We start from the raw sequence: 17,408 nt of genomic DNA, 5'->3' as shown, positions 1-17,408 counted from the left end.
CCAATACACTGAAGTCATTAAAAGCTGTGTGTTGCTAACATCTTCTTTTTACTTTCAATTTAATTTTGGAGGTAAATATTATGGCAACATTTAGAAAATACAAAACAAAGAAAGGTTTGTTGTGGCGTTATCAGATTTTAGTTGGTACTGATACAGTAACTGGTAAACGTAAGTATAAGACTAAGGGTGGTTTCTACACAAAGAAAGAGGCTAAATTAGCAGCTGATGAAGTTGAGAAAAAAATAAATAATCCTAACTTTTTAGACAACGAGAATATAACTTTTGGTGAAGTGTATGAACGTTGGATAGCCAATTATAAATTAACTGTTAAAGAATCTTCTTTCCATATTGTTGAATTACAATACAAATCTAGAATATTACCTATCTTAGGCAATAAAAAAATTAATCAAATCACAACTATTGAATGTCAAGACTTGATTAATTATTGGTACTCTATTCCTTTAAAGTATTATAAAGTATTATTTAATTTAATAACTAGAATTTTCAAATATGCTAAGCAATTGAAGATAGTAACAGATGATCCCACGTCATCAGTCATTATTCCTAAAGCTAGCAGACAATTTGATACTTTAGAACATTCTAGAAATTATTATACCAGAGATGAACTAAGAAAGTTTCTTGAATATGCTGAGAAACATGAAAAATATAAATTCTATGTACTTTTCAGATTACTGGCGTTTTCTGGTATGCGAAAAAATGAGGCTTTAGCTTTAACATGGAATGATATTGACTTTGATAAGTCACAAATTACCATTAACAAAACTTTAATATCAACACCTAAAGTTGAAGTTTCAACTCCAAAAACTAAGAATAGTAATAGAATTGTTTTTATTGATAAAAAAACATTATCCATTTTGCGTGAATGGAGACTGAGACAAAAGAAAGAACTACTACAAAAAGGGTTCAATGCTTTATCATCTAATCAGCTTATTTTTTCTAATAAAGATAACGGTTATATCACCCCCACCGCTATCATTAACCCAATGAACAGAATTATAAAAGGTAGTAACTTACCTCACATAACAGTTCATGGATTACGACACACTTATGCAACTTTAGCAGCACAAGGTGGAATGTCAGTTAAACAACTTCAAGCACAATTAGGACATTCTAAAGTTGAAATTACGCTAGATGTCTATACTTCAATTACTGATGAACAACGTAAAGAAAATGCCAGCCAATATACTTCTTTTGTTAATTTCTAACTATAAAAGTGTGTATACTTAATGCATACTTTTTTGATATTTCGAGAAATATATATTAGCAGTTAAACATTTCAAATGCAGTAAAAACATTGTTAAATTAGTATTTATGGAATAATGTGAGATGTTCTGAAATTCCACATTATAAATTTAATCCATTAGTACAACTTAGTAATGCAATTACTTTATCCGGTAAATTAAGATCAATAAGTTTATTTGCTACATCATTAGGAATTTTATCAAAAAAAGTTATTCTAAAAATAAATACTCCACCAAAAATCAGTGACAGGATATTTCTTATTTCCATTATCTGATATTTCTTTCAACATCGAAATAATACTTTCAGCTGTCATACTATCCCCTCTTTAATTCAAATTAACATATCTCTTCCTATTATATGTAATAAGTTTCAGAGTGTAAGGGTAGTCTATAAAAATAAATTTCCAAGTCACAAACATTATAAATATATATAATGTAAAAAACACATAACATTACCACAATGTATAATGTTATGTGTTTTGATACTATTTTTACACTTCGAAAATTTAATTGTGCTCGAGGTGTAAAAATAGTCTGTATAAAAAAGACTATTTTTACACTCCGAATAGATTCTGTCCCTTTTTCTTGTATTTCCTTACATTCTAACTTCTTTTTTTATCTCTATTTAGACTATTCTTACACTTCGAAGTGGTCAATATGGCAATTTCGGAGTGGAAAAATATCTTATTCCCCTTTTTCTTTTATTTTAAAAGACTATTTTTACACTTCCAAAAATTTGTAGACTATTCTTACACTTCGAACATTATATTGTTGCAAAAAATGCCTTAAATTGCGCGTGTAAGCCTTGACATATCAAGATTCTTCAATTTTAATAAAATTATCGATTATATACTAAAGTGCTCTTTTCTCACTGTTATTATATTTCTTGTAATTCGCATAATTACAAGCTTTATCTATGTAAAAAGTGCATAAGACCGGGATTTGTTTATGTCGAGGTGTAAAAATAGTCTGTAATGTATATCTATTTTTTCGCTGTGTAAAAATGGTCTATAAATTCATTCAATTATATTGTAATTATTAATTCTATATGATTATAATAAACATAATGATAATTTATAGATGTTTCTATGATAATTCTTAGTTACATCTTGTGTATTGTGAGGTGTTTGTATGTCTAAAGAACCTGTTGTCCAACAAGAAATTGTAACAGCCTTCCCTAATACCAAGGAAGTTCGTTATGATAATGAATTAAATCGTATTCCTATTGGTTTTATGAATGAAAGTGAACAGAATATTTTCTTCGCTATCCTAAGTCAGGTTAAAGAAACTAGTGAAAGAAAGACCAAATTATCTTTTACTCAAATTCGTGAATTAGCAAGTTTTCAGAAGACTTCAAACAAAGAATTAATCAAGTCTCTTGATAATATGACAACAAAACTAGCCTCTTTAAATGTTCGAATCCATAATCAACAACAAATCATTAAGTTTACCCTATTCCCAACTTTTCAAATAGATGGGGATCAACAAACTCTAACTGTTGCTGTTAACGAAGATTTTCGCTATATCGTTAATGATTTAGCCAAAGGATTCGTAACTAACTTTGACATTGAAGAATTTACTTCTATCAAATCTAAATATGCGAAAACAGCTTTTCGTTTAGCTAGAGAACACGAAAATAAAGTCTTTGATGTTGTATTAAAGGATTTTAAAGAACTTTTCTCTATTCCTAAATCTTATCGACCAACGGATATCAATAGATTAATTTTAACAAAAGTTAGTAAAATCCTACAGGAGTATTTTACTGTTTTTGAAATTACACCTGTACAAGATGAAAAAGGTAAAGCTCATCGAATCATAGCTTACCGTTTTAATATTGGAGAACGTATTTTAAGAAATCTTGACGAACCACGTCAAATTTCATTATTAGATGACTAAATAAAAAAGCCCCCTACCGACCAAAGTAAGGAGCCTAAAAACTGTATGTGACCAGCATACAGTAAAATCTCAGTCAAGTACCACCAAGACTAAGAACAAATAATTAATATCAAACTTACGATAGCTCTTTATAAAAGTTAATTAAGCACCACCAAAATTAACTTGAGTTTTTTGGACTCATTTTTCGCTATCTATGTTTTTAATTATAGCATTATTATGTCTTTTTTTCATCATTTTTAGTCTTGTGTGTACTTCAAATATTTTTTATGGAAGGAAGTTTACACAATGAAAAGTCTTACATCTCGTGCATTTTTACCAATAAACACTGATTTATTCAATAATCCTAAGTATCAAAAATTAAGTTGTGATGCTATGGTTTTATATTCACTATATTCTCAAAGAAAAGAAGTATCTACTTTTCATTCTCAAACTGGTAATGATACTTTTACAGATTCAGAAGGCATTTTTATCTATTTTTCTAATGACGAAGCTGCAAAAATCCTTCGTATGTCTGTAAGAAAAATCTCTACTTTACGCTCTCAACTTATTGACTGTGGTCTAATAAGTGTTATTCGTCATGGTCTTAAGAATTTTAAAATCTATGTAAATACACCAGAAACAACTCCAGCTGAAACAGATCTTGTTTTGCCTTGGGCTAATTTTGACTTTGAAAAGCCTATTAAATCCGTTCCTGCAAATTCTGCTAGTACGAAGTCGCAAAAATTGCCTATAAATCAATCTAATAATAATCAAACTAAATTATTATTATCAAGAGAATCAAATGAATCAGTACCACAAAATCAGAGTAACACTCTAGTCACACCTAAAAAATCCGAAAAAGATATATTAAATGAGTTATCTTTAGATTCAATTGTTACAAGACTTAAAGATACTTTTAGTCTTCCTGTAGTTTCTAGATTGAAAGTATTAGCAAATAATTCATATACAAAATTGAAATGGTTTAGTGACACTATTTTTAAAGCTAAAAGTCAAGTAACAAAGAAATTATTATCTGATGCTAGATGGTTATATAATCCTGTCAGTCAAGAAGCAACTCGTTTTGAATCCAATGATTTATTGAAAAGAGGATTAGAATCTGCTTTGCTTCAAATTGCGGAAATAGTTTATAAGGGTAAAGAAAAAATACAGAATAAGGCTAAGTTTATTTACGTTTACTTACGCAATTTTATGGCAAATGCAGTAAAACAGTATTTAATAGACAACTATGAATTAACGGAAGATGATGAAATAGAATTAAACCTACTGTTGAGTTTCTAAAAAAAGAACCTGTAATAATACAGATTCTTACAAGTAGTTTTTAGATTAAATTAATCCAGATTTTGCCCATTAGAATTAATAACTTTAGCGTACCATTTAGCTGAATCTTTAGCAAAACGCTGATAATCACCTGAACCATCTTCAGCTAAATTAACATAAATTAAGCCATAGCGTTTGGATATTTCGCCGGAACTAGCACTGATTAAATCTATACAACCCTAACTTGTATATCCTAATACTTCAACCCCATCTTCAGTGACTGCGGCTTTCAATGCTTGGATATGATCGCGAAGATAATTAATTCTGTAAGTATCGTTGACTTTATTTTTAGCTGATAAAGTATCTTTTGCACCAAGACCATTTTCTACAACGAATAATGGTTTTTGGTAACGATCGTAGAGTTCATTTAAAGTAATACGAAAACCAAGTGGATCTATTTGCCAGCCCCACTCACTTGTTTTTAAGTATGGATTCTTTAAAGAAACAAATAGGTTTCCAGCTGTTTGATCTTAATCAGCCTTTCCAATAACTCGGCTATTGTAGTAAGAAAACGATACAAAGTCTACTGTACCTTGCTTTAATATTGTTAGATCATCAGTATCTTTGGATAATTCAAAATTTATCTTTTCAAAATATTTTAGAGCATAGTTAGGATAAGCCCCATGAACTTGGATATCAGAGAAAAAGTAATTTTTACGTTGTTCAGTCAGACTGTCCCATGCATCAATAGGATTGCAAGTGTTAGGATAAATACATCCTGCAGCTAACATACTACCTATTTGATTTGAAGAATCAATTTTATGACCTAATAGTACAGCTTTAGCACTTGCGATTAATTGGTGATGAGCGGCTTGATAACTAACATGGAGTTTGTCTTCATGTTCCTTAAAAGTTAGACCTGCTGCTAAATAAGGAAGATGCAGAATCATATTAAAAAGTTTTTTGGAAATTCTTTCATTGATGACACCTCATTTAAACTAAAACTGATAATAAATTTTTTCCATTATCACTAACGGTAACAACATCTTTATATTGAGCTGAATTAGTTACAACAACAGGTGTGATAACTGAATACCCTTCTTTTTTAATTTCTTCAAGATCAAAATTCAATAATCTTTGACCTACTGTAACTCTATCTCCTTTTTTACTAAGGGTTTAAAGTGTTTTCCTTCTGTATCCATTCCAACGTCAACTGCCCCAGTCTAAAGACTAAGGCTTGTAACTCACGACCTTACGGTCAGTGGTAATAACGCAACTTCGTTGCTCCCACACTATACGTGGCTACATCATTGGGTGGTTGACAGCACCCACTTAACTAACACGTTTACGCATTAGTTATTAATTCAAATTTAGGTTGTTCTTGTCCACTAATATACTGAGTTCCAAGCAATTGGATATTCATAGCTCCAATACGGTCATCATTAGAACGATAACCACAATTATTACAATGATATTCATGTTTTTCATGATTGCGATTATCTTTTTTGATAACTCCACACTTAGGACAACGTTGAGATGTATATTTAGCAGAAACTTCAACAACTTCACTATTGTGTAAGTGTGCTTTATAAGTTAGAAATTGGTCTAATTGATAAAAAGCCCATGATTTATTTTGATTACGCAAAGCTTTAGGTAAGTCAGTACGTTCAAAAGAAACACCGTTAAGGTTTTCTAATACAAACAAAGTATTAGCACCATATTTTTGAACAAGTGTCTTAGACAAGCAATGATTAACATCACTTATCCAACGGTTCTCTCGTCCAGATAATTTCTTTAAATGTCTTTTAGCTGACTTAGTTCCTTTAGCTTGTAAGGTGGCACGAAGTTTTTGATATTTAGCACGTTTACGCATAATTGCTTGTCCGTCAAAAAAGGCAGTCTTACCTTGTTCATCATAACTAGTAGCTAAAAAGCGTAAACCACGGTCAATTCCGACAACGTGTTTTACAGTTTGTTTATCAAAATCAGTGACTTCTTTAGTGGCTGAAATATGTAAATACCACTTGCCACTAGATTTAAGTAATTTAGCTAAGCCAAATTTCCAAGTACCGTCAAGGTACTGATTGAATCCACGACAAATAGGATCAACTTTGACACGACCATCAAGGGTGTTAATGGATAATTGACTGCTACTTAAATAAGACCAATCACGGTTACGTTGAAGGTCAACTTGTGGACGATTAAAAGAAATTGGTTTATGTAACCAAGTCAAATCACGTACTTCACGGTACCACTCACCAGTATTCTGGTCTTGATATTTATAAGGTCTACGTGCCATTTGAGTTTTGACAGTTTTATAGCGTGCAATAACAGTTCTAATTACAGATTGAGCCATTTGCGATTTAAGACTAAATAGATTGCGTAACTTAGAATATAGTTCTTTATTTAATCTACTTTGTTTCATATTAAAATTATGATTAAAAATGTATTCAGATACATAATTACATGCTTGACGGTATTGTTCCATTGTTTTAGAAAAACTCAAAGCTGTCTCAGAGTTAGAAATCTTTAGTTTAGTCTTGATTGTAACTTGCATTTCCATTAGGTTCACCTCACTTCCTTCACTAATTATTATAATATAAATATTTAGTGAAATATACTAAAAAGGAGGGATAGCCCTTTATATCAATAGATTAATTCGTCACTTGCGAGTCTGCAATTGTATTCATTTTGTATAAAATTTAGAACTTTTTCAGCAGCTTGATAAGCATCTGGATATTGAAGTTTGATGATCTCGAGCATAGATGAATCAGACTTTTCAATCGATATTTGATTAGAAAAAATTCTTTGGGTCAGGTAACGCAAGTGAGTTGCGAAGCGATAGTAATAAGCGGAATGTTCATCAATTTCCTGATGGCAAGCGTATTTTAAAATCTGGATTACTTTTTGGATAAATTGTGTCAATCCATCTAAATCGTCAATAGTCTGATTCATTTGTGCTTCTACAATATGCATTGTAATAAAACCTGCCTCACCTTCAGGGAGTTTAATTCCAAATTGTTGATTAATAATATCTAGTGCTTCTTTACCAACCGTGAATTCTTTAGAATAGAATCTTTTAATTTCCCAAAGTAAATTATTTTTTAATTCAACACCAGAATTATATCGTTCTAATGTACTATGGATATGGTCACTAAGAGCAATAACTTTTGAGTCACTAACTTTGGTATTAAAAATATCTTCGGCATAATTTAAAATCTGGGTGGCAACTCTAATATCATCTAAAGAAATATTGGATAATAATTGAGAGACTGAAGATTCCTCATTATCTGATGAACTAAGAGAAAAACGTTTTTCAATTAAATTTTCATCGATATTATTTCCAGATCGTTATTTGAAACCTAATCCTCTACCCATCAAAATGATTTCTTGATTATTTTGATCGAGAGTAATGACAATATTATTAATAATAACTTTAAAAATTTTCATAGTAGCCTCCTTTCTGAATAGTAATAAAAAAACCAATATACATCTTTGTAGAGACTACAACAAAAAAGATGTATATTGGTTTAGCTTACCCAAGCGCAATAACTATCCAAACTTACACAAGAAGAATATAACATAAGGTAACAAAATTAACAGCCGTTTTTTTGTAACATATAACATTTATTAAATACATTATATATAATATAAATACATAAAACATTAATATAACAAATTAACATTATATTAATATATTAACACAATGTTATAATTAAACAAAAAGAATTAACACATTGTAGGAGATTGTGGTAAACTAACTATAGATAATGTGCAAATGTATAAATGTGTAAATGTAGAAAGGTAGGTTAAAAAATGACTGCCACAGTATTATCATTTTTAAATTTTAAAGGTGGCGTTGGAAAAACTAGCGCTACTGCATTAGTAAGTTACAACTTAGCAAAAATGGGTAAAAAGTGTCTAGTTATAGACTTTGACCCTCAGGCTAATATTACTGCCCTATTTTTAAAAACTAAGTATCAAAATAAAGATAAAGTTGCAACTATTGAATCATCATTAATGACCGCTTTGAATAGAGAAGAAAGTTTAGATTCAATAACTATTGAAATTGAAGACAACTTATACCTTATTCCAAACGCTGTTGACTTTAGTATGTATAGTCGTTTTTTGGAAAGAAACTTTATGGATGAAAAAGAACGTATTGGTTTCTTCAAAAAGAAAGTTGATTCATTACGTGATAAATACGACTTTATCTTCATAGATGTTCCACCAACAATTTCATTACCAAACGATACAGCTTTCTATGCATGTGATCAAATTATTGTAGTTCTTCAAACTCAAGAACGTTCGTTGCAAGGTGCAGAAGTTTTGATTGAGTATTTACAAAATAGTATTGTTGATGCATATGATTCTAAAGTTGATATCTTAGGAATTTTGCCTTTCTTATCAAAAAGAAGTGCTAGCGTAGATAAAGAAATTTTAGACGCAGCTTCAGAAGAATTTGGTGATGAAAATATCTTTAATGCGAAAATTATGCAAATGGAACGTGTTAAGAGAATGGATATGACAGGGATTACTGATAATCCAAGTGATTCATGGGATAAGAAAACACATGCAGCTTTCAAGGGAGTTGCTAATGAAATTTTAGAAAGGTTAGGTGAAGAATAATGGCTGGTGGATTACTTAATCATTCTAAAAAAAGTGGACAAAACAAATTAGTTCATAGTGGACCAGTAAAAGTTGAAAATCAGGTTGAACGTGGCGATGTAGTTACTGATGAAAATACAGTAACCTTTCCTGCTAATGTTCGTGTAGATAATCATATTAGAAATCAAATAACAGCTTTAAATAATATAGGGATTGGATCAACCCAAAAAGAAGTTGTAGGGAATCTATTGAGTGAAAGAATTGAAAAGTTAAGCGATAGTGACAGACAGAGGTTTAATCGTATCTTGAATATTTTGGAACAAAAAGATTATCTTACATCACTAAGTAAAAAATAATGGCGAAACAGAGGATAGTTCTATATTATCCTCTGTTTTTGTGTATAGTGTTAAATGTAAATATATTATATATAATAAATAATATATTTATATAATGTTAATAGGATAATATTATGTAGACAACATTTATATAAAGTGTATAATAAAGAAAATTATTAACATGTGGCGTTAAAAGATAATCTTGAATGGAGGGAAAGTAACGGTGAAAAATGTATGGTTGATATTAAAGTTAATAAGGTATTTGCTAGTGGGTATAATTTGTCTAACTCTAATATTTATTTATAAAGAGGACATCACTTTTCACCCGATGAAGTATACATTTGAAATGCAACATATGTATTTTTTTATTACCACAGCTATTCTCCCATTCTTTAGATTGAAACATCAAAGTTGGTTTATATCCGATGGTGAACCAGTAGTTTCTTATAAGCAAAAAGCGTTAGATTTACATCATCAGGATCTTGCGCAAAATCATAAAGATAGAAAATGGACTTCAAATGGAGTCTACACGAATCCATATGAATATACGAGTGTAGATACAATGTCGCATGATAATATGTCAGAATGGCTATATAGTGTAGCAAAAAGCATGATTATGAGTATGTTATTTATTTTTTTAGGACCGATTTTTATATTCTTAGATATATATATTAAATATAAAAAGTAAATATATATATTAAATGTTAGTATATTATGTTGATAACACAATATACTAACATTAACACAAAAGAAGAGATTGACTCACGTGTTATCTTTAAGGATGAGGATTGGAAAAGTAAAAAATATGACCTCCCTAAAAATGTAGAAATGTTGTTTTTTAGGGAGGTCTATTATTGTAAATTATTTAATTCATATTAGTTAATTTTTCTACTTATGATTATTTTTGCCAGTATTCCTAATACTGTTATATATATCAGCGGTTGAGCATGTTGCGTCGCAGTTCCAGTACTAATAATAATCCAAAAATCATTGAGAAAATGTATTATTATTGTGGCAAATAAGTTCTTATATATTAAATATATTACTGCGAATAGCATACCTATTCCTGCTGCCACTATGACTTGGCTTAAAGTCGGTAAGAATTCTTGTCTAAATAAATTTATAAAATGCAACAATCCAAATAAAGTACCTGAAGTAATAGAGCTAATCCATATTTGCTTACGTTCACTTTTTAGGCGTAAACGAGTATAGATATAGTTACTAATTACTCCTCGATAAACAACTTCTTCAACAATCCCTGCTTGTAAAGATACTAATAATGCTATAAACAGATGATTGATATTAGTTACGATCATAAAAATAGTAATTAATATTATTGCAACAGCTGTAATCTTATGTCTTTTAAAAAAAGAAAAATCTATTTTAAAGTTTATTTTTATCCCAATAAATTTTTTATTTATAAACCATATAATTCCACAAATTGCAAAATTTAATAGAACAGTTATAAATGTAGAATATAGTTCAGATTTAATCCCTAAAAAATGAACTAATGTACCTGTTCCAACTATTAAAATACCATAAAGTAATACCAGTACAACTGGTACCTTAAATGTTTTTAAACTCATATCCCTATACATTCCCTTAACAATATATTTAATAATAGGAAAACATATTTTTCTTATAAAGTCTAGTATTATCTAATTATACAACAGTAAGTTGTGGTAAATTATATATTAAATAATAACATTATGAATATAAATAATGTTATTACATTATATTTTTAACATTAACACAAACAATAAAAAAGAATTAAAATCAGCTTAATTTGCTGATTTTAATTCTTTTAAGAGATATTGCTATTTAATAATAGTTGAAATGGCGTCATTTACACTACTTTTATCACGTTCAATCATAGCAACACGACTTTCTATAACTTTAGTATCCATGATGATTTCACGTGTTAATCCTGGAGTATTGAGTTTAGGTTCAAAGAATTCTTTAAATTCAGCTAATCGTTGTTCTGTATGCAATGCACGTGCAGTAACTGTGATATAAGATGTAAATTCCATATCGCCACCGACTGTATCTTCAAGCCATTTCCAGTCGTTACGAATCCAATCCCAAGCAACTTGTTCGCCTAGATTGTTTGAAAGAGTTCTAAAGTACCAAGTACGTAAATCTTGAGGTTTGATAGTATCTGCATCTTCGAAATGAGATACAATTTGTTGAACTTGGTTAGTATCTTTTGTTGAGGTCAATGCAAACAAAATGTCTTTTTTATATGAACTATCACTAGTTTTACGGTAATCTTCGAGTAAAGATGCAAATAATTGAGGAGAGTTGTAATTTTTAACTTCATTTTGTAATACAAGAGCACGAATATCAGAAGATAAGCTTAATAAATTATCTTGATTTTGAGTAAAGATTTCATGGGCTTTAGATTCTACAGAAGAATTTTCGGCATATAAAGCGGCACTCAAAACAAGAGGACGAACTAGTTGATCGTCATTGCTATCAGTATCCTTTGGTAACCAAGATAAACGTTGAACTTGGTCAGCACTTAAAGTATTAACAAATTTCTTTAAGTTTGCTTCATCAGTGGAATCTGGAGTAACAAAGAATTTCAAATTATTAACAATGCTATATAAAGTCTCATTAACAATAGCTGAATCACTATTTGAAAATTCTTTTAATAATGGAATAACCTTAGAATAAGAAGCTAAACCACTATCAGCAAGGAGACGTAAATCTTGCAATAATTGTAATTTATCAATATGTGTTAGATTTTGTGAGTTAACTAAAATATCTTCTAATAGTTCAGGAGCGTAATTAACTACAACATGAGAAGTATTTCCTACATTGAAACGTAGAGGTTTATCGGCTGCTTTTCTCAATTCTTGATAGTCACCTAAGTCTAATTCCTTTTGCGTAAGTAGCTTAGGAGCTTGAGCAAAGTCTGCATGTAGAGGAACTTGCCATAAACGATCTACATCTTTACCTTCACCAATAAAGAATTGATTTTGTTTAACTACTAAATGACCATTTTTAACATTGACATTAAGAACTGGATAACCAGGTTGTTCTAGCCATGAGTTCATAATAGAGCCAATATCAAGATTTGAAGCTTTACCAAGTGCTTTCCATAAGTCAGAACCAACAGCATTATTGTATTTGTGTGACTTAAAGTAAGCTTTTAGTCCAGAACGTAAAGCTTCATCGCCAATTAAAGCACGAACCATTACTAATAAACGAGAACCTTTTGCATAAACAATAGCTGGATCAAATAGAGAATCGATTTCAGCAGGATCCCTAACTTCAACGTGAACGGATTGAACGCCATCAGTTGCATCACGTTGTAAAGCTTGAGGTGCTTCAGATGTTTGGAATAATTCCCAGATATTCCAGTCAGGTTGTAGTGCATCGATAGCAACATATTCCATCATATTGGCGAAACTTTCATTTAACCATAGATCATCCCACCATTTCATAGTTACTAAATCACCGAACCATTGATGAGCAAGTTCATGAGCAATAACAGTTGCAACAATACGCTTTGTATCTAAAGATGTGTTATCAGGATTTAATAATAGATAAGCTTCACGATAAGTTACCAAGCCCCAATTTTCCATGGCTCCGGCTGAAAAGTCAGGTAAGGCTAGTTGCCAGGAGTGAGGGAGTGGATATGGAGTTTGATAATAATCTTCGTAAAATTCAATTGAACGTTTAGCAATATCTAAAGCAAAATCTAGTTCTTTTTTGGCATGAGCCTTAGTTGAAAATACACCGATTTTAACACCAGATTTAGTTTCAGTAAGTTTGCTTTGTAATTCACCAAAGGCAAAGGCTACAAGGTAAGTTGACATTCTCACAGTAGTGTCAAAGTAATGAACACCATTTTCTGTCTTAACTTCTGGCATGTTGCTAAGGACAGTTTCACCTTCATGCTCGTCAAACTTTATAGCAAGATCGAAAGTAGCTTTAGCAACTGGTTCGTCAATAGAAGGAAATGCTTGACGCGCAAATGTAGTTTCAAATTGCGTACCGATAAGTTGTTTTTTTACACCATCAACTTCATAGTAAGAAGGATAGATTCCCATCATAGAATCAGTAAGCTTAGCAGAATATGATACTTCTAAATCAAGATCTCCAGTATTAGGAACATTAAAAGAGACGGTTTCAGAATTATCATCGAATTTAAAATCGGTAGAATTACCATTAACCTTTACATCAAGAATATTGAGGAATTTTTGATGTAAAGCAATTTCTTTTTGAGAAGCATTCCCAGAAATCTTAGTAACTCCCGTAAATGTTTTCTTTTCACGATTGATATCTAGATAAATTTGATAATGCTTTGGTTGGAATAAATCATACAAATGTGATACTTGTCCCATTGCTTGACCACCTTTCATTTATTAGATAAGTTAATCATACGCTTTTAAATGAGAAAAATCTATTAATACAATTAAAAAAACATATAATGTTAATATATTGTACATTTAGCATTATACATAATATATAATGTATAAACATTATGAATTTGACATTATATATATGTATTAACACAAAGTAGCTAATATAGTGATTTGTAAATTTTTAAAATTTTGCTTAAAATATAATAGCCAATTAATATTTATACAAGGTGATTTATATGGGAATTTATGTTTTTGGAATGCTTTCAACTTTGATAATAGAAGTAATCACATTATCTTATTCGAGTAAAGTGAAGTTTGATTTTTTGCATATAGTAGTATTTATTTTGTTAATGGTTATTTGTATACCGATTAAAATTAGCAATTTAATTATGATTATTGGAGGAGTATTAATTACCTATCATCAAGATAATGGAAGAGACAGTTGGTTAAGATACATAATTTTTGTGATGTATTCGTTTGTCACGACATGGATTTTACAAGTAGTTCTGAATTTTTATGGAAGTAGGATGTATAATTGGTTCAATTATGATAATTTTTTAGGAACTTTGGTTTGTCAAAGTATAATTTTTTTAATGCAGATAGGAATTATCTATTGGTTTAAAGATAGTTTGGAAATTTTATCAATGTCGGATTCAAGTAAAAAGAGAAAAATGGAATTAGTGGCTATTGCATTTTTAGCAATCTATTTAATTTATGGATCAACATTTAATGATAATTACAATAGTTGGTGGATAAGCGTTTATGTGATAGGATTGATTTTATTTTGGGGATATATAAGAGCGATTGCCTTATTGGAAACTAAACGAGAACTTGATGAACTAAAAGATTTTGAATTACAGAATATTGAAAATTATGCGAACAAGATTGAAGAAATGTATCAAGGTCTTAGAAGATTCAGACATGATTATTTGAATATTTTACTTAGTATGGATCAAGCAATAAAAAGTGGAAATTTAGAGTTGATAGAAGAAACATATACTAAAATTATGGAACCAAGTAAAGAAAAGATTAACGCAGCTTACTATGATTTGGGTAAACTGAAACATGTAAAAACTTCAGCAATTAAAAGTATTCTTTATAATAAATTTAGTTATGCAGCTCATGAAGGAATTGAATTGGAAATTGAAATAAATGATGATGTTACGGTTCAATACACAAGATTGCTAGATGCAGTTAGAATACTATCTATATTGTTGGATAATGCAATTGAAGCGGCGTTGGAAAGTAAGGAACCACGATTATTAGTGGCATATATTAAAGATGCTGATATTGAAAGAGTAATTATTGAGAATAGTACTAAAGTAGAAAGAGTAGAGATAGCCCCACTGTTCAAAGAAAATTATACAACTAAGAGTGGAAATAGAGGGCAAGGATTAGCGACTGTTAAAAGGTTGATCGGTCATTATCCCAATGTATCCTTAAAAACAAGTAGTAGTGACTATACATTTACTCAGGAGTTAGTTTTAAATAAGGAAGAAAAAAGATGAAAATATTTATTTTAGAGGATGATTCACTTCAAATTTTACGCTTAAAGTTGATTTTAGAGAGTATTCAACCAAACTTAGTGATTCAAACTTTTAAAGAATCAGATAAATTATTGCAACATATTACTCAGCCAGATGAAAATAATATTTATTTGCTGGATATTGAATTAAAAAATTCTAGATATGGTGGTTTTGAAGCTTCTCAAAGAATTAGAGAAGTTGATAATTTAGGTACAATTATTTTTATTACTACGCATTCAGAATTTATGAGAAAAACATATGAGTACAGAGTAGCGGCGCTAGACTTTATTGATAAAATCCAAACAAATGATGAAATTAAACAGAGTTTGGTTACAGATTTTCAATTGATAAAAGAAAGACAAAACTTAAATGAAGAAACTGAATTTATTGAATTAGAAAGTAATTCTGAAATTTTTAGAATACCGGTATCTGATATATATTTTTTTGAAACAATCACTGACTTAACAAAAAGGAAACTTTCAGTTTATACAAAATCTCAACATTTTGTAGTTAAAGGAAATTTAAAAAGCATAGAAACTAAGAGCGATAGTTTTATGAGAGTACATAGATCATTTGTCGCAAATGTAAATAATATCAAGAGATTTGATAGTAAGGAAAAGAAACTATATTTTAGCGAAAAGACTTATTGTTTAGTTTCTCGAAAAAATGTAGTTCCATTAAAAAATATACTTAAAGAAGGATTTGTGGAAATGTAAAAAATTACCATTTGGTGTAAATTTAGTACCATTCAGTGCAAATTTCTAAAAAATCATAATATTTTGGCTATACTAACAACAGTTTTTAAGGAAAGGAGGATATGTTTTTATAATGAAGGTTATGCGGAAAATTGTTGTTAGTTTAGTATTTTTATTAGGTTTTGTAATTAATTTTCATTTTGGAAATAGCAATGTTTCGGCTGATAATATTGATCGCTATATCGCTTATGTGGGGCAATCACAGGATTCGTACGGAATGCCAATTTATGTACAAAATTTAAGTACAGGAAAAGTTGATGTTGCTTATTGTATAAATGAATCAAAGAAGTTACCTTACTCAGCAGTATATAACAGATTTGATGCAACGCCGGAACGATTGATGGCATTAGATAATCCACTGGTAGATAGGGAGCAGTTACCAGATATTATTAAAAGAATCATATACAATGGTTATCCATTGAATGCTACTAAGTTGCAAGGAAAACTATCCGACGGTGCTTTCAGAAGACTTACTCAACTTGCAATTTGGCATTATAGTGATTCATATAATGTAAATGAAAATGAATTAACACAAGAAGAAAGAATGGTATATAACGAATTGATACAAAGCGTCAATCCAGTACCAGTAAATCTAAACTTAAATATATATGTAAAAGATGACAGTACATATCAAGACTTGCTAGGGACAAGTTTTGGTCAATTACCTGAACACCCACAATTTAGTTCAAGTAGTTCAATTTCAAGTAGCTCGAGTTCGAAACCTTTAAGTTCTAGTTCCTCATCAAGCATTGAATCTTCAAGTTCAAGTGTATCTAGTTCTTCGAGCTCAAGTTCTTCAAGTTCAGTAACTAAGGCTGAAAGTACTTCGAGTTCTTCTTCAGTAAGTTCAAGCAGTTCGGTTTCTAGTAGTGTACCCCAGACTGAAACTTCAACTGTTAGCTCAAGTAGTTCAAGCTCAGTAACAAAAGCTGAAAGTACTTCATCCAGTGCAAGTAGCTCAAGTGAACAACAAGAATCAAGTTCCTCGTCTAGTATTCCAAGTTCAAGTAGCTCAAGTTCTGTGGAAAGTTCTAATGTAAGTTCAACTTCTAGTGTAAGTAGTAGCTCAAGTAGTGAGCAAACCTCCAAAGTCTCAAGCGAACAAAGCAGCTCATCTTCTTCAGAAATTAGTAGTGTACCATCTGTTGCGACATCTACAAGTAGTTCGAGTTCTACTAATAGTGAAAAGGTGATTCCTGTTGAGACAAGTTCAAGTTCATCAAAGAAAGAATTAGTAAGTAAGAAAGTTAATTCATCGGTCAAAGTAGATAAGAAAAAAGATTTACCGCAGACAGGTGAGAAACATAACGAAGTCTTATGGCTAAGCATACTAGGGTGTATAGTTCTTGCTGGTTCGCTTGGGATATTTGAAAGAAAATACAAATAAAGCTAATAG

Annotated in this window: 15 protein-coding genes and 1 pseudogene; 9 read left to right on the top strand and 7 right to left on the bottom strand. The window is 30.3% G+C overall.

Translation table 11 applies throughout. The annotated features are described in order from the left end of the window. Window positions 1–80: 80 nt before the first annotated feature. The 3 genes from NOU10_RS04125 (at window position 81) to NOU10_RS04115 (ending at window position 4,436) form a co-directional block, all read left to right on the top strand. Window positions 81–1,226, top strand: coding sequence for a site-specific integrase (locus NOU10_RS04125; protein WP_255906090.1), 1,146 nt, complete (start codon window positions 81–83; stop codon window positions 1,224–1,226). A 1,167-nt stretch (window positions 1,227–2,393) separates the two neighbouring features. Then, window positions 2,394–3,158, top strand: coding sequence for a replication initiation protein (locus NOU10_RS04120; RefSeq protein ID WP_255906089.1), 765 nt, complete (start codon window positions 2,394–2,396; stop codon window positions 3,156–3,158). Between the two features lie 285 nt (window positions 3,159–3,443). Then, window positions 3,444–4,436, top strand: a complete 993-nt coding sequence (locus NOU10_RS04115) for a replication initiator protein A (RefSeq protein WP_255906088.1) — start codon at window positions 3,444–3,446, stop codon at window positions 4,434–4,436. A gap of 50 nt (window positions 4,437–4,486) precedes the next feature. Here the strand turns inward: NOU10_RS04115 and NOU10_RS04110 are convergent. The 5 genes and pseudogenes from NOU10_RS04110 to NOU10_RS04090 form a co-directional block, all read right to left on the bottom strand. Beyond that, window positions 4,487–5,365 (bottom strand): annotated as a pseudogene (locus tag NOU10_RS04110) (family 1 glycosylhydrolase). A gap of 43 nt (window positions 5,366–5,408) precedes the next feature. After that, complete coding sequence (locus NOU10_RS09410) at window positions 5,409–5,546, bottom strand: hypothetical protein (RefSeq protein ID WP_242510491.1); 138 nt, start codon at window positions 5,544–5,546, stop codon at window positions 5,409–5,411. Between the two features lie 214 nt (window positions 5,547–5,760). Further along, entirely contained in the window at window positions 5,761–6,978 is a 1,218-nt protein-coding gene (locus NOU10_RS04100) for a transposase (protein WP_255906087.1), read from the bottom strand. An 83-nt stretch (window positions 6,979–7,061) separates the two neighbouring features. Next, entirely contained in the window at window positions 7,062–7,634 is a 573-nt protein-coding gene (locus NOU10_RS09470; protein WP_255906188.1) for a PRD domain-containing protein, read from the bottom strand. A gap of 132 nt (window positions 7,635–7,766) precedes the next feature. Next, window positions 7,767–7,865: a CAT RNA binding domain-containing protein gene (locus NOU10_RS04090; protein ID WP_255906085.1), complete on the bottom strand. Its 99-nt coding sequence runs from the start codon at window positions 7,863–7,865 to the stop codon at window positions 7,767–7,769. Between the two features lie 366 nt (window positions 7,866–8,231). Between NOU10_RS04090 and NOU10_RS04085 the strand changes: the two genes are divergently transcribed. The 3 genes from NOU10_RS04085 to NOU10_RS04075 all read left to right on the top strand — a co-directional run bounded on the left by NOU10_RS04085 (window position 8,232) and on the right by NOU10_RS04075 (window position 10,046). Further along, the gene (locus NOU10_RS04085; RefSeq protein WP_003699336.1) at window positions 8,232–9,044 is read left to right on the top strand and encodes a ParA family protein; all 813 of its coding nucleotides are present in this window, start codon (window positions 8,232–8,234) and stop codon (window positions 9,042–9,044) included. After that, the gene (locus NOU10_RS04080) at window positions 9,044–9,379 is read left to right on the top strand and encodes a DUF5388 domain-containing protein (RefSeq protein ID WP_003699335.1); all 336 of its coding nucleotides are present in this window, start codon (window positions 9,044–9,046) and stop codon (window positions 9,377–9,379) included. The genes NOU10_RS04085 and NOU10_RS04080 overlap by 1 nt, the downstream gene beginning before the upstream one ends. Before the next feature lie 325 nt (window positions 9,380–9,704). Then, a complete protein-coding gene (locus NOU10_RS04075; RefSeq protein WP_241478740.1) occupies window positions 9,705–10,046 on the top strand; it encodes a hypothetical protein in 342 nt (113 codons plus the stop codon). Between the two features lie 187 nt (window positions 10,047–10,233). On the opposite strand, the gene NOU10_RS04070 is transcribed toward NOU10_RS04075, so the two are convergent. Together NOU10_RS04070 and NOU10_RS04065 are read right to left on the bottom strand one after the other, a co-directional pair. After that, complete coding sequence (locus tag NOU10_RS04070) at window positions 10,234–10,944, bottom strand: CPBP family intramembrane glutamic endopeptidase (protein WP_255906083.1); 711 nt, start codon at window positions 10,942–10,944, stop codon at window positions 10,234–10,236. Between the two features lie 231 nt (window positions 10,945–11,175). Next, complete coding sequence (locus NOU10_RS04065) at window positions 11,176–13,710, bottom strand: M1 family metallopeptidase (protein ID WP_255906082.1); 2,535 nt, start codon at window positions 13,708–13,710, stop codon at window positions 11,176–11,178. Window positions 13,711–13,967: 257 nt separating this feature from the next. On the opposite strand from NOU10_RS04065, the gene NOU10_RS04060 reads away from it, so the two are divergent. The 3 genes from NOU10_RS04060 (at window position 13,968) to NOU10_RS04050 (ending at window position 17,399) form a co-directional block, all read left to right on the top strand. Beyond that, the gene (locus NOU10_RS04060) at window positions 13,968–15,239 is read left to right on the top strand and encodes a GHKL domain-containing protein (RefSeq protein ID WP_255906081.1); all 1,272 of its coding nucleotides are present in this window, start codon (window positions 13,968–13,970) and stop codon (window positions 15,237–15,239) included. Continuing rightward, window positions 15,236–15,973, top strand: a complete 738-nt coding sequence (locus NOU10_RS04055) for a LytTR family DNA-binding domain-containing protein (protein ID WP_003702855.1) — start codon at window positions 15,236–15,238, stop codon at window positions 15,971–15,973. The genes NOU10_RS04060 and NOU10_RS04055 overlap by 4 nt, the downstream gene beginning before the upstream one ends. A gap of 112 nt (window positions 15,974–16,085) precedes the next feature. Further along, window positions 16,086–17,399: a Cys-Gln thioester bond-forming surface protein gene (locus NOU10_RS04050; protein WP_255906080.1), complete on the top strand. Its 1,314-nt coding sequence runs from the start codon at window positions 16,086–16,088 to the stop codon at window positions 17,397–17,399. The last annotated feature ends 9 nt before the right edge of the window (window positions 17,400–17,408 follow it).

Source organism: Ligilactobacillus sp. MP3 (assembly GCF_024436335.1).
GTDB lineage: Bacteria > Bacillota > Bacilli > Lactobacillales > Lactobacillaceae > Ligilactobacillus > Ligilactobacillus salivarius.
The sequence above is the reverse complement of the archived record's forward strand: the minus strand, read 5'-3'. Positions and strand labels throughout refer to the sequence as shown.

Coding starts and splice junctions, on each gene's coding strand:
- NOU10_RS04125 (WP_255906090.1), top strand. CDS start 81: ATGGCAACATTTAGAAAATACAAAACAAAGAAAGGTTTGTTGTGGCGT.
- NOU10_RS04120 (WP_255906089.1), top strand. CDS start 2,394: ATGTCTAAAGAACCTGTTGTCCAACAAGAAATTGTAACAGCCTTCCCT.
- NOU10_RS04115 (WP_255906088.1), top strand. CDS start 3,444: ATGAAAAGTCTTACATCTCGTGCATTTTTACCAATAAACACTGATTTA.
- NOU10_RS04100 (WP_255906087.1), bottom strand. CDS start 6,978: ATGGAAATGCAAGTTACAATCAAGACTAAACTAAAGATTTCTAACTCT.
- NOU10_RS04090 (WP_255906085.1), bottom strand. CDS start 7,865: ATGAAAATTTTTAAAGTTATTATTAATAATATTGTCATTACTCTCGAT.
- NOU10_RS04085 (WP_003699336.1), top strand. CDS start 8,232: ATGACTGCCACAGTATTATCATTTTTAAATTTTAAAGGTGGCGTTGGA.
- NOU10_RS04080 (WP_003699335.1), top strand. CDS start 9,044: ATGGCTGGTGGATTACTTAATCATTCTAAAAAAAGTGGACAAAACAAA.
- NOU10_RS04075 (WP_241478740.1), top strand. CDS start 9,705: ATGCAACATATGTATTTTTTTATTACCACAGCTATTCTCCCATTCTTT.
- NOU10_RS04070 (WP_255906083.1), bottom strand. CDS start 10,944: ATGAGTTTAAAAACATTTAAGGTACCAGTTGTACTGGTATTACTTTAT.
- NOU10_RS04065 (WP_255906082.1), bottom strand. CDS start 13,710: ATGGGACAAGTATCACATTTGTATGATTTATTCCAACCAAAGCATTAT.
- NOU10_RS04060 (WP_255906081.1), top strand. CDS start 13,968: ATGGGAATTTATGTTTTTGGAATGCTTTCAACTTTGATAATAGAAGTA.
- NOU10_RS04055 (WP_003702855.1), top strand. CDS start 15,236: ATGAAAATATTTATTTTAGAGGATGATTCACTTCAAATTTTACGCTTA.
- NOU10_RS04050 (WP_255906080.1), top strand. CDS start 16,086: ATGAAGGTTATGCGGAAAATTGTTGTTAGTTTAGTATTTTTATTAGGT.